12 protein-coding genes are annotated in these 12,367 nt (G+C 71.9%); 7 read left to right on the forward strand and 5 right to left on the reverse strand.

The window, feature by feature from the left end:
* Nucleotides 1-45 precede the first annotated feature (45 nt).
* Nucleotides 46-930, reverse strand: a complete 885-nt coding sequence (locus AB0N90_RS16120; protein WP_365196829.1) for a LysR family transcriptional regulator — start codon at nucleotides 928-930, stop codon at nucleotides 46-48.
* A gap of 120 nt (nucleotides 931-1,050) precedes the next feature.
* On the opposite strand from AB0N90_RS16120, the gene AB0N90_RS16125 reads away from it, so the two are divergent.
* The 5 genes from AB0N90_RS16125 to AB0N90_RS16145 all read left to right on the forward strand — a co-directional run bounded on the left by AB0N90_RS16125 (nucleotide 1,051) and on the right by AB0N90_RS16145 (nucleotide 6,352).
* The gene (locus AB0N90_RS16125) at nucleotides 1,051-1,722 is read left to right on the forward strand and encodes a succinate dehydrogenase (protein WP_365197365.1); all 672 of its coding nucleotides are present in this window, start codon (nucleotides 1,051-1,053) and stop codon (nucleotides 1,720-1,722) included.
* A gap of 1 nt (nucleotide 1,723) precedes the next feature.
* Nucleotides 1,724-3,673 (forward strand): fumarate reductase/succinate dehydrogenase flavoprotein subunit, encoded by a 1,950-nt coding sequence (locus AB0N90_RS16130; protein ID WP_365196832.1) that lies wholly within the window; start codon nucleotides 1,724-1,726, stop codon nucleotides 3,671-3,673.
* Nucleotides 3,670-4,419, forward strand: coding sequence for a succinate dehydrogenase/fumarate reductase iron-sulfur subunit (locus tag AB0N90_RS16135; protein WP_365196835.1), 750 nt, complete (start codon nucleotides 3,670-3,672; stop codon nucleotides 4,417-4,419). The genes AB0N90_RS16130 and AB0N90_RS16135 overlap by 4 nt, the downstream gene beginning before the upstream one ends.
* A gap of 347 nt (nucleotides 4,420-4,766) precedes the next feature.
* A complete protein-coding gene (locus tag AB0N90_RS16140; protein ID WP_365196837.1) occupies nucleotides 4,767-5,537 on the forward strand; it encodes a GNAT family N-acyltransferase in 771 nt (256 codons plus the stop codon).
* Nucleotides 5,537-6,352, forward strand: a complete 816-nt coding sequence (locus tag AB0N90_RS16145; RefSeq protein ID WP_365196840.1) for a lysophospholipid acyltransferase family protein — start codon at nucleotides 5,537-5,539, stop codon at nucleotides 6,350-6,352. Before AB0N90_RS16140 ends, AB0N90_RS16145 begins: the two co-directional genes overlap by 1 nt.
* A gap of 59 nt (nucleotides 6,353-6,411) precedes the next feature.
* Here the strand turns inward: AB0N90_RS16145 and AB0N90_RS16150 are convergent, their stop codons facing one another.
* From AB0N90_RS16150 to AB0N90_RS16160, 3 genes are all read right to left on the reverse strand, one after another.
* Nucleotides 6,412-8,745 (reverse strand): excinuclease ABC subunit UvrA, encoded by a 2,334-nt coding sequence (locus AB0N90_RS16150; protein ID WP_365196842.1) that lies wholly within the window; start codon nucleotides 8,743-8,745, stop codon nucleotides 6,412-6,414.
* A gap of 29 nt (nucleotides 8,746-8,774) precedes the next feature.
* Nucleotides 8,775-8,969: an antitoxin gene (locus AB0N90_RS16155; protein ID WP_085567891.1), complete on the reverse strand. Its 195-nt coding sequence runs from the start codon at nucleotides 8,967-8,969 to the stop codon at nucleotides 8,775-8,777.
* Between the two features lie 87 nt (nucleotides 8,970-9,056).
* A complete protein-coding gene (locus tag AB0N90_RS16160; RefSeq protein ID WP_365196845.1) occupies nucleotides 9,057-10,064 on the reverse strand; it encodes an LLM class flavin-dependent oxidoreductase in 1,008 nt (335 codons plus the stop codon).
* Between the two features lie 74 nt (nucleotides 10,065-10,138).
* On the opposite strand from AB0N90_RS16160, the gene AB0N90_RS16165 reads away from it, so the two are divergent.
* Nucleotides 10,139-10,630, forward strand: a complete 492-nt coding sequence (locus AB0N90_RS16165) for a hypothetical protein (protein ID WP_365196846.1) — start codon at nucleotides 10,139-10,141, stop codon at nucleotides 10,628-10,630.
* Between the two features lie 10 nt (nucleotides 10,631-10,640).
* Here AB0N90_RS16165 and AB0N90_RS16170 read toward each other — a convergent pair whose 3' ends face one another.
* Nucleotides 10,641-10,856, reverse strand: coding sequence for a dodecin (locus AB0N90_RS16170; RefSeq protein WP_085567894.1), 216 nt, complete (start codon nucleotides 10,854-10,856; stop codon nucleotides 10,641-10,643).
* A 226-nt stretch (nucleotides 10,857-11,082) separates the two neighbouring features.
* On the opposite strand from AB0N90_RS16170, the gene AB0N90_RS16175 reads away from it, so the two are divergent.
* Entirely contained in the window at nucleotides 11,083-12,339 is a 1,257-nt protein-coding gene (locus AB0N90_RS16175; protein ID WP_365196849.1) for an extracellular solute-binding protein, read from the forward strand.
* Nucleotides 12,340-12,367: the final 28 nt, after the last annotated feature.

Consider the following 12,367-nt stretch of genomic DNA (forward strand, 5'->3'; position numbering starts at 1 on the left):
CAACGGCGATCAATACGGCAGACGCGTTTCCGTGCAAAAGCCCCCTCACCGCTCCAACAACATCCGCTGCAGCTCCCGCGCAGCCCGCGGCGGAGCCACATCGCTGCGATGCGCCAACGCGATCACCCGGTCCAACCCCGGCCGGGCGAGCGGAGTGACCCGCAGGTCCAGCCCCGCCCTGGTCGCGACCATCCGGGGTACGACCGCCACCCCGAGCCCCGCCCGCACGAACCCCAGCACCGCGTCCATCTCACCCCCCTCGACCGCGAACTCCGGCTCGAACCCGGCGGAGCGACACGCCGCGACGGTCAGCTCCCGCAGGTCGTACCCGTGCCGGAACATCACCAGGCGCTCCCGCTCCAGGTCGGTGATGTGCACGATCCGCCCGCCCCGGCCGGGCGCCGGCGATTCCGGGGAGGAGACGACGACCAGGTCCTCGCGCAGCACCTCCCGCGTGGTCAGCGCGGGCGACGGCGTCGGCAGCGGCAGCACGATCAGCGCGAGGTCCAGCGCGCCCCGGGCCAGCTCCCGCACCAGGTCGTGGGAGCCGCCCTCCTCGATCATGAGCCGGATGCCCGGATAGCGGTCGTGGAAGGCGCGCAGCACATCCGGCAGCAGTCCCGTGCACAGGCTCGGCGTCGCCCCGAGCCGCACCCGGCCGCGGCGCAGCTGCACCAGCTCCTGCACCTCCTGCCGGGCGGTGTCCGCGTCGGCGAGGATCCGCCGGGCCAGCGGCAGCAGCGCCTCGCCCGCGTCGGTGAGCGTGATGTTGCCCCGCGCGCGCAGGAACAGATCCGCGCCCAGCTCCCGCTCCAGCGCCTTGATCTGCTGCGACAGCGACGGCTGGGCCACATGCACCAGCTCGGCGGCATGGGTGAAGTGCCGGGTCTTGGCGACGGCCACGAAATACTGGAGCTGCTGTAGCTGCATACAGCAACGATAGCCCCAGCCTATGGAAACGAGCCGCACCATGTCTTGGACCGATCGGGACGTTCGGCCCTAGCGTGCTGTTCCATGGCTCTGGCAACGCGGACGGACCGACGGCCGTCCATGGCGCGCACGATGTGGGACTCCTCCGTCGGCAAGAAGACGGTGATGGCCGTCAGCGGTCTGATCATGCTGCTCTACCTGGTGGTGCACATGATCGGAAACCTGAAGATCTACTTCGGGGCGGGTGAGTACAACCACTACGCCCACTGGCTGCGCACCGTCGGCGAACCCTTCATGCACTACGAGTGGACGCTCTGGATCGTCCGGATCGTCCTCGTCGTCGCCGTGGTCGCCCACGCCACGTCCGCGTACCAGCTCAGCCGCCGCGACATCAGGGCACGGCCCAGCAAGTACGTCCACAGCAGGCCCCGGGCGAGCTACGCCACGCGCACCATGCGCTGGGGCGGGATCATCCTCGGCCTGTTCATCGTCTGGCACATCCTGGACCTGACCACCGGCACCGTGCACTCCGGCGGCTTCCAGCCCGGCCATCCGTACCAGAACGTCGTGGACACCTTCTCCACCTGGTACGGCGACGTGATCTACATCGTCGCGATGCTCGCGCTCGGCCTGCACGTCCGGCACGGCTTCTGGAGCGCCGCGCAGACCCTCGGCGTCGGCAGCCGCGCCCGCGACCGCGCCCTGAAGACCACCGCGAACGTACTCGCGCTGCTGCTCACGGCCGGTTTCATCGCCGTACCCGTGGGCGTCATGACCGGAGTGGTGAGCTGACATGACCGACTACGTGAACTACTCGACCGGCGAACCCGTCGCCGACACCAAGGCCCCCGGGGGCCCGATCCACGAGCGCTGGGACACCCGCCGCTTCGAGGCCAAACTGGTCAACCCGGCCAACCGGCGCAAGCACACCGTCATCGTGGTCGGCACCGGACTCGCCGGCGGCTCCGCGGGCGCCACCCTGGCCGAACAGGGCTACCACGTCGTCCAGTTCTGCTACCAGGACTCCCCGCGCCGCGCCCACTCCATCGCCGCGCAGGGCGGCATCAACGCGGCGAAGAACTACCGCAACGACGGCGACTCGATCCACCGGCTGTTCTACGACACCGTCAAGGGCGGCGACTTCCGGGCCCGCGAGTCCAACGTCGCCCGCCTGGCGCAGATCTCGGTGGAGATCATCGACCAGTGCGTGGCCCAGGGCGTGCCCTTCGCCCGTGAGTACGGCGGCCTGCTCGACACCCGCTCCTTCGGCGGCGTCCAGGTCTCCCGCACCTTCTACGCCCGCGGCCAGACCGGCCAGCAGCTGCTCCTCGGCGCCTACCAGGCGCTGTCGCGGCAGATCGCCGCCGGGAACGTGGAGATGCATCCGCGCACCGAGATGCTGGACCTGATCGTGGTGGACGGGCGGGCGCGCGGCATCGTGGCCCGGGACCTGGTCACGGGCCGTATCGACACCTACTTCGCGGACGCGGTCGTCCTCGCCTCCGGCGGCTACGGCAATGTCTTCTACCTGTCGACGAACGCCATGAACTCCAACGCGACCGCGATCTGGCGGGCGCACCGGCGCGGCGCCTACTTCGCCAACCCCTGCTTCACCCAGATCCACCCGACGTGCATCCCGCGCACCGGCGACCACCAGTCCAAGCTCACCCTGATGAGCGAGTCGCTGCGCAACGACGGCCGGATCTGGGTGCCCAGGGCCAAGGGCGACGACCGCCCGCCGAACCGGATCCCCGAGGACGAGCGCGACTACTACCTGGAGCGCATCTACCCCTCCTTCGGCAACCTGGTCCCGCGCGACATCGCCTCCCGCGCCGCGAAGAACGTCTGCGACGAGGGCCGAGGGGTCGGCCCCGGCGGCCAGGGCGTCTACCTGGACTTCGCCGACGCGATCCAGCGGATGGGCCGGAAAGCGGTGGAGGCCAAGTACGGCAACCTCTTCGACATGTACCAGCGGATCACCGACGAGGATCCGTACGAGGTGCCGATGCGGATCTACCCGGCCGTGCACTACACGATGGGCGGACTGTGGGTCGACTACGACCTCCAGACCACCGTCCCCGGCCTGTTCGCCGTCGGCGAGGCCAACTTCTCCGACCACGGCGCGAACCGGCTCGGCGCCTCCGCCCTGATGCAGGGCCTGGCCGACGGCTACTTCGTGCTCCCGGCCACCATCAACGACTACCTGGCCCGCAACCCCCACCAGGACCCGGTCACCCCCGAACACCCCGCCGTACAGGAGGTGCTGGCGGAGACCGAGGACCGGCTGAACCTGCTGCTCGCCGTCGACGGCGACCGCACCCCGGACTCCTTCCACCGTGAACTCGGCGAGATCATGTGGGAGTTCTGCGGCATGGCCCGCACCGACGAGGGGCTGCGCAAGGCCCTGGAGCGCATCCCGCAGATCCGCGAGGAGTTCTGGCGGCGCATCAAGGTCCCCGGTACCGGCGAGGAGTTCAACCAGTCGCTGGAGAAGGCCAACCGCATCGTCGACTACCTCGAACTCGCCGAACTCATGTGCCTCGACGCACTGCACCGCGCCGAGTCCTGCGGTGGCCACTTCCGTGAGGAGTCCCAGACCCCGGACGGCGAAGCCGCCCGCAGGGACGAGGAGTTCGCCTACGCGGCCGCCTGGGAGTTCGCCGGTACGGGCTCCGCTCCCGTCCTGCACAAGGAAGACCTGGTCTTCGAGTACGTCCACCCCACTCAGCGGAGCTACGCATGAAGCTCACCCTGCGCGTCTGGCGGCAGCAGAACGCCGACGCCGACGGCACGATGTCCACCTACGAGGTGGACGGCATCTCGTCCGACATGTCCTTCCTGGAGATGCTGGACCTCCTCAACGAGCGGCTCATCCTCTCCGGCGAGGACCCGGTCGCCTTCGACCACGACTGCCGCGAGGGCATCTGCGGTGCCTGTTCCCTGGTGATCAACGGCGATGCGCACGGACCCGAGCGGACCACCACCTGCCAGCTGCACATGCGGTCCTTCGAGGACGGCGACACGATCGACATCGAGCCCTGGCGGGCCGCCGCGTTCCCGGTGATCAAGGACCTCGTGGTCGACCGGTCCGCGTTCGACCGGATCATCCAGGCCGGCGGCTATGTCACCGCGCCCACCGGATCCGCGCCCGAGGCGCATGCCACGCCGGTGCCGAAGGCCGACGCCGACTTCGCGTTCGAGCATGCCGAGTGCATCGGCTGCGGGGCCTGCGTGGCGGCGTGCCCCAACGGCGCGGCGATGCTGTTCACCTCGGCCAAGATCAACCATCTGAATGTGCTGCCGCAGGGCGCGCCCGAGCGGGAGACCCGGGTGCTCGACTTGGTGGCGCAGATGGACGAGGAGGGCTTCGGCGGCTGCACGCTGACGGGGGAGTGCGCCACCGCCTGCCCCAAGGGCATTCCGCTGATGTCCATCACCGGCATGAACCGGGAGTGGCTGCGGGCCACCCGCAAGGCGGGCAAGCGGTAACGCCGCTCGCACACACAGCCGTTCGCCGACAGGGGCGAGCGGGCGGGGCCGGGAGGGTGGTGCTCACCCGGCCCCGTCTCGTGTTTTTCGCCGACCGGCGGCGGGGCCACCTCCCTGGCCGGCCCCCTCCGCCGAGGAGGCCGCACGGCTGCTCGCCGGATGCGTGACCAAGGAGTCGCCGGGCGAGCAGCCGTCCGGCGGCCCCGGCCGTTCAGCATCCCCACATCCGCTCTCCCGGCACCCGTCACGCGCCGGCCAACCGGCGTCGGAAGAACAGGAACGGCGGGCCGTGGACCACCGGTCCGCCGCCGCTGCCGCCGAACCGGCCCCGTGACCAGGAGAGAGCCATGACCGGCGTTTCCACCCTCGACCGTCCCCCGCAGCCTGCCGCACCCGCCCGCTACACCGTCGCGCTCGCCCGCGACGAGGACGATGTGCGGGCCGCGCAGCGGCTGCGGTACGACGTCTTCGCCGGGGAGATGGGCGCCGTACTCGCCACCCCGCGACCGGGCCACGACATCGACGCCTTCGACGCCCACTGCGACCATCTGCTGGTCCGCGACACCGTGACCGGGCAGGTCGTCGGCACCTACCGGCTGCTGCCGCCCGAGCGGGCCGCGGCCGCCGGACGGCTGTACTCCGAGGGCGAGTTCACGATCGACGCGCTCGATGCCATCCGGCCCGGCCTGGTCGAGGTCGGCCGCTCCTGTGTGCACCCCGAGCACCGCGACGGCGCGGTCATCGGCCTGATCTGGGCCGGCATAGCCCGCTACATGACCGACCGCGGCCATGAGTGGCTGGCCGGCTGCTGCTCGGTCCCGCTCGCCGACGGCGGCGCCCTCGCCACCGCCACCTGGGACCGGGTGCGCGCCAAGCACCTGGCGCCCGAGGAGTTCCGGGTACGACCGCGCACGCCCTGGACCCCGAACGCCGAGGCCCCCGCCGGACGCACCGAACTGCCCGCCCTGCTGCGCGGCTACCTCCGCCTCGGCGCCTGGGTGTGCGGGGAGCCCGCGCACGATGCGGACTTCGGGGTCGCCGACCTGTACGTGCTGCTGTCGATGCGCCGGGTCAACCCACGCTATCTGCGGCACTTCCTCTCCCTCGTGCCGGCCTGATGAGCGTCTGGCTGCCCACCGCGCCCTGCACCCCGGACGCCTGTGTGGAACCGGCGCCCGGCACCGTCCCCGCACCCCGGGCCGTGCTGCGGCTGGCCGCCGTCGCCGCCTTGGTGCTGGCCGGGATCGCCCTGTCCCCGCTCGGGCGGCGGATCCCCGCCGAGTGGATCGGGCGCTGGTGCCGGGCGGTCGTACGGGCCGTCGGGGTACGGGCGAGCATCACCGGCGCGGTCGCGCCGGACGGCGGGCTGCTGCTGGTCGCCAACCATGTGTCCTGGCTGGACATCCCGCTGCTGACCGCCGTACGGCCGGCCAGGATGCTCGGCAAGACGGAGATACGGCGATGGCCGGTGGCGGGCGCGCTGGCCGCCCGGGGCGGGACCCTGTTCATCGAACGGGACCGGCTGCGGGCGCTGCCCGGCACGGTCGCGGTGATCGCCGACGCCCTGCGCACCGGTTCCGCGGTGGCCGCGTTCCCGGAGGGCAGCACCTGGTGCGGGCGCGCCCACGGCCGCTTCCACCGGGCCGTCTTCCAGGCGGCGCTGGACGCGGGCGTGCCCGTGCAGCCGGTCTGTCTGCGGTACCGGCTCAAGGACGGCGGTACGGGCACCGCCGCGGCCTTCGTCGGCGAGGACACCCTGCTCGCCTCCCTGTGGCGGGTGGCCCGCACCAGGGGGCTGGTCGCCGAGGTCCAGGTGCGCCCGCTGATCCCGCCCGACACCCACTCCGACCGCCGCGCCCTCGCCACCGCGGCCCAGCCGATCACCCCCGCCCCGACTTGGGCCCACGCGGCCCTGGTCAACGACCGGGGATGACCAGGAGGGGATGACCGGGAGGGGATGACCGGGAGGGGGCAGCCCCCAGGGGGTGTCCCCTACGGCAGCACCCGGGCCAGATACGGCGCCGTCGCGCTGCCCTCCGTCCGGGCCACCCGCTGCGGCGGCCCCGCGGCGACGATGCGGCCGCCCTGGTCGCCGCCGCCCGGGCCGAGGTCGACGACCCAGTCGGCGGCGGCGACCACCGTCATGTCGTGCTCGACCACGACGACCGTGTGCCCGTCGTCGACCAGGCCGTGCAGCCGGTCCATCAGGACCTCGACGTCGGCCGGGTGCAGCCCGGTGGTCGGCTCGTCCAGCAGATACAGGGTGTGGCCGCGGCGACCGCGCTGCAGCTCGCTCGCCAGCTTGATCCGCTGCGCCTCGCCGCCGGACAGCTCGGTCGCGGGCTGGCCGAGGCTCAAGTAGCCGAGGCCCACGTCGAGCAGGGTGCCGAGGCTCCGGGCGGCGGCCGGGACGTCCGCGAAGAACTCCGCCGCCGCCTCCACCGTGAGGTCCAGCACCTCGGCGATGTTCCGCCCCCGGTACGTCACCTTGAGCGTGTCGGGGTTGTAGCGGGCGCCGCCGCAGTCCGGGCAGGGCGCGTACGTGCTCGGCAGGAACAGCAGCTCGACGCTGACGAACCCCTCGCCCTGGCAGGTCTCGCAGCGGCCCCCGGCGACATTGAAGGAGAACCGCCCCACACCGTACCCGCGCGTCCGCGCCTCGTCCGTCGCCGCGAACACCTTGCGCACCACGTCGAACAGCCCGGTGTACGTGGCCAGATTGGAGCGCGGGGTACGGCCGATCGGCTTCTGGTCGACCCGCACCAGCCGGTCGACGCCCGCCAGCTCCTGCGTCAACTCCCCGATCAGCGTGGACTTCCCGGATCCGGAGACTCCGGTGACGGCGGTGAACGCGCCCAGCGGGAACGCGGCCGTCACCTCGCGCAGGTTGTGCCGGGTGACCGGGCCGACCTTCAACCAGCCGCGCGGCTCCCGGACTTCACGCGGCGGACCCGGCGCCTCGTCGAAGAGGAACGCGGCCGTCGCCGACTCCTCGACCGAGGCCAGTTCGGCGGGCGGCCCGCTGTACAGCACCCGGCCGCCGTGCTCGCCCGCGCCGGGCCCCACGTCCACCAGCCAGTCCGCGCCGCGCACCACCTCCAGATGGTGCTCCACCACGAACACCGAGTTCCCCGCCGCCTTCAGCCGGGCCAGCACGGTGAGCAGCGCCTCGGTGTCCGCCGGGTGCAGTCCCGCGGACGGCTCGTCCAGCACGTACACCACACCGAACAGTCCGGACCGCAACTGGGTGGCCAGCCGCAGCCGTTGCAGCTCGCCCGCCGAGAGGGTGGGGGTGGAGCGGTCCAGGCTCAGATAGCCGAGGCCGAGTTCGACCACCGGCGCGATCCGCGACTTCAGATCCTCGGTGAGCACACGCGCCGTCTCCGAGTCGCCGTCCAGCAGCCGGGCGAGGGACGTCAGGGGCAGCGACGCCAGCTCGGCGATGGTGCGGCCGCCGACGGTCACCGCCAGCGCCTCGGGCCGCAGCCGGCTGCCCCCGCACCCCGCACAGGGCGCGCTGGTCAAAAAGCGCTCCGCCTTGGTACGCAGGGTCGGCGACTTGGTGTCGGCGAACGTCTTGAGCACATAGCGGCGGGCGCTCATGTACGTGCCCTGGTACGGGCGTTGGATACGGTCCGCGTCCCGCACCGGATGCACCGTGACGACCGGCTGCTCGTCCGTGAACAGGATCCAGTGCCGCTGTTCGGCGGGCAGCTCACGCCAGGGGACGTCCACGTCGTAGCCGAGCGCGTCCAGGACGTCCCGCAGGTTCTTGCCCTGCCAGGCGCCCGGCCACGCGGCGATCGCGCCCTCGCGCACCGACAGCGAGTCATCCGGCACCAGCAACTCCTCGCTGGTGTCGTGCACCTGCCCCAGACCGTGGCACCGGGGGCAGGCGCCCGCCGCCGTGTTCGGCGAGAACGCGTCGGAATCCAGGCGCGCCGCGCCCGGCGGGTACTCCCCGGCACGCGAGAACAGCATCCGCAGGGAGTTGGAGAGATTGGTGACCGTGCCCACCGAGGAGCGCGAGGTGGGGGCCGCTCGGCGCTGCTGGAGCGAGACCGCGGGCGGCAGCCCGGTGATCTCACCCACCTTGGGCGCGCCGACCTGGTGGATCAGCCGGCGTGCGTACGGCGCGACCGACTCGAAGTAACGGCGCTGGGCCTCGGCGTAGATGGTGCCGAACGCCAGGGACGACTTCCCCGAGCCGGACACCCCGGTGAACACGGCCAGTACGTCACGCGGGACGTCCACGTCGACGCCCCGGAGATTGTGCTCACGGGCGCCGCGGACGCGGACGTAGGGATCATGGGGGCTGTGGTGCATGGAAGACACACCCTATCCGCCCCCGCCCGCTAGGTTCGCGGAGGGTTGCCCGGGTCCTGCCGGGTGCCGAACTCGTCCCGCGCCTTGTCCTGGGCGGTGTCGACCTGCTTCTGGTACTTGTCGCCGGTGCGCTGGTCGATGTAGTCGCCACCCTTGTCGATGCCCTTGTCGGCCTGGCTTTCGTGGCCCTTGATCATGCCCTTGAGCTTGTCCATGAAGGACATGGCGGTCCTCCTCCTCGCTTACGTCCTTGCCCTCCCAGGGTCACCGGCGCGGGCCCGCCTCGCATCTCGGGGCGCGCCGCCCCGGGGTCAGGGCGCGGGAGCGAAGAGCGCGGCCAGCGCCCGGTAGGAGTCCAGCAGCGCCGTACGGTCGTAGCCGCTGGTGGTGACCAGGACCTCGGCCGCGCCGGTCTCCTTCAGCGCCGCCTCCAGCTCGTGCGCGACCTGGTCCGGCGTGCCCGCGAGCTGCCCGGCGAGCTGGGTGTCGTACGCCTCGCGTTCCCGCGGCGTCAGCGCACGGGCCTCGGTCTCCTCGGCCGGGGCGAGCGGTGGGAAGGTGCCGTGCGTGCGGGCGTACGCCATCGACCACGCCTCGGGGACCAGCAGCCGCCGCGCCGCCTCCTCGGTGCCGGCGACCGCGACCGTCCCGGAGATCACCACATACGGCTCGGCCGCCCAGACGGAGGGGCGGAATCCGGCGCGGTAGCGCTCGACACCGCGCAGCAGCCGCTCCCGGCCGCGCAGGTCCCCGATGACCAGGGGCAGTCCGGCCCGCGCCGCGATCGCCGCGCCCTCGCCCAGGGCCAGCACGAACGGCGGCACCCGCAGACCGTCCGCGGGCCGGGCGCGCACTCCCGTAGGGGACGCCCCGGAGAACCAGCCGAGCAGCTCGTCGAGCTGGGCCCCGAAGTCCTCCGCGTCCTCCTTGTCCCGGCCGAGCGCCCGGCGCACCCCGTCGGTGAAGCCCACCGAACGCCCGAGACCCATGTCGATCCGCCCCGGGAACAGCGACTCCAGCACCCCGAACTGCTCGGCGACGACCAGCGGCCGGTGGTTGGGCAGCATCACCCCGCCGGTGCCCACCCGGATCGTGCGGGTGGCGGCGGCCACGGCGGCGGCCAGCACGGTCGGCGCGGAACCCGCGACACCGGGCACACCGTGGTGCTCGGACACCCAGAACCGGTGGTAGCCGAGCGCCTCCGCCTCCCGCGCCAGCGCCACGGTGTCCCGCAGCGCCTCGGCGGGCGCGTGCCCCTGCCGGACGCGCGAACGGTCGAGGACGGAGAACCGGGTCCGGGCGATCACTGAACTGCTCATGTACGGTCCACTGCTCACGTACGGTTCAACGCGCTGATCGCCCACGGATTCCCGCAGGTGGCTAAGGTCTTGGTGTGAACGACGACAACGCGCGGCCGATCGCCGTGTTCGACCTCGACAACACCCTGGCGGACACCGCCCACCGGCAGCACTTCCTTGAGCGGCGGCCCAAGGACTGGGACGGGTTCTTCGGTGCCGCGCCCGCGGATCCGCCGCTCGCCGAGGGTGTCGAGCTGGCCCGGCGCAGCGCGCGGGACTGCGAGATCGTCTATCTGACCGGCCGTCCGGATCGGTACCGGCGCGACACCCTGGACTGGCTCGCCGCGCACGAACTGCCCGCGGGAGACCTGTACATGAGGGGCGACGCGGACCGCAGACCCGCCCGGTTCACCAAGCTCGCGACCCTGCGCCGGCTCGCCCGGAGCCGCGAGGTGCGCTTCCTCGTGGACGACGACGCGGTGGTGTGCGACGACGCCGAGCGCGCCGGATTCACCGTGGTGCGGGCCCGCTGGGCCGAGGACTCCGCCGCGCTGCGCGAGGCCCAGGAGAAGGAGGGCCGTACCTGAGGCGGTGCGGTCAGTCGCCGTCCTCGATGCGGAAGCCCACCTTCAGGCCCACCTGGTAGTGCTCGATCCGCCCGTCCTCGATCTGGCCGCGGACCTGCGTCACCTCGAACCAGTCCAGGTTGCGCAGCGTCTGGCCGGCGCGGGCGATGCCGTTGCGGATGGCCTGGTCGAGGCCCTCGTGCGAGGTGCCGACGATCTCGGTGACCCGGTAGGTGTGGTCCGTCATCGGGGGCTCCTTGGGCCGGGGACACGTCGTACTCCACGGTGCCGCATCCCGGCCCGCTCCGCACGGCGTAGCGACCGTGACCTCGCGTAATCACCGATACCCCTTGACCTCGGCATTGGTCCATACCAAAATCCAGCCACACCCGTACGAGCCTGTGCGCTCGTCCCCCCACGTCGGGTCTTCACCCCTGTGCGCATGCGCCATGCCAGACAGAACAGGACCCCTCGTGAGACGTCGTCTGCTCGCCCTCGGCTGTGTCACCGGCTGCCTCGTCAGCGGCTGCGGGATGCTCCCCGGCACCCATCAGCGCGAGACCGTCACCGTGTGGCTGATGAAGGACAGCGCCTCGGCGGACTTCCTCGACCGCTTCACCAAGGACTTTGAACACACCCATCCGGATCTGCGCCTGGACATCCGCGTCCAGGACTGGACCGGCATCGTGGCCAAGGTCCGCAAGGCACTCGCGGAGACCTCCGGCGACGCGCCCGACGTGATCGAGGTCGGCAACACCCAGGTGCCGCTGTACGCCGACGGTGGGCGACTCGCCGACCTGACCCTGGAGTCGATGCGCGACTGGGGCAAGGACAAGTGGCTGCCCGGCCTCGCCGAACCCGGCAAGGACGGCAGCTCGCAGTACGGCATCCCCTGGTACGCCGCCAACCGCGTCGTCATCTACCGCAAGGACCTGTTCGCGCAGGCCGGCATCGCCCGGCCGCCGCGCACCCGCGCCGAATGGCTCGCCGACACCGAGAAGCTCGACTCCGGCCCGAACCAGGGGATCTACCTCGCCGGACAGGACTGGTACACGCTCTCCGGCTTCATCTGGGACGAGGGCGGCGACCTCGCCCGCAAGGTCGGCGACTACCAGTGGAAGGGCGCCCTGGACACCCCCGCCGCGCTGCGCGGCATGGACTTCTACCGGCAGCTCCAGTCGCTGGGCGACGGACCCAGGGGCGCCGACGAGGAACACCCGCCCCAGGCCGGGGTGTTCGCCGGCGGCAAGGTGGCGCAGATCGTCGCCGTACCGGGACTCGCCCAGGCGATCGTCAAGCAGAACCCGGAACTCAAGGGGAAACTGGGCTACTTCCCAGTGCCCGGACCCACCGCCGCCCGGCCCGGCGCCGTGTTCACCGGCGGCTCCGACCTCGTCGTCCCGCAGAACACCAAGGACCAGTTCGCGGCGACCGCCGTGGTCGGGGCGCTCACCGGCGCCAAGTGGGACACCGAACTCGCCCGCACCATGAACTACGTGCCCAACAAGACCACATTGGCCGCCGCCGTCTCCGGCGAGGAGGGGGTCGCCGCCATGGCCGCGGGCGCGGCGCACGGCAGGGCGACCCCCAACACCCCTCAGTGGGCGGACGTCGAGGCCGACAACCCGATCAAGCAGTACATGACCCGGGTGCTGAACGGGGCCGACCCGGCGACGGAGGCCCGCCGGGCGTCACAGAAGATCACCGAGAAGCTCACCCCGAACCTCTGAGCAGCTCACCGTGCCATGCCCTCGCTCG

Source organism: Streptomyces sp. NPDC093018, assembly GCF_040684035.1.
Lineage (GTDB): Bacteria > Actinomycetota > Actinomycetes > Streptomycetales > Streptomycetaceae > Streptomyces > Streptomyces murinus.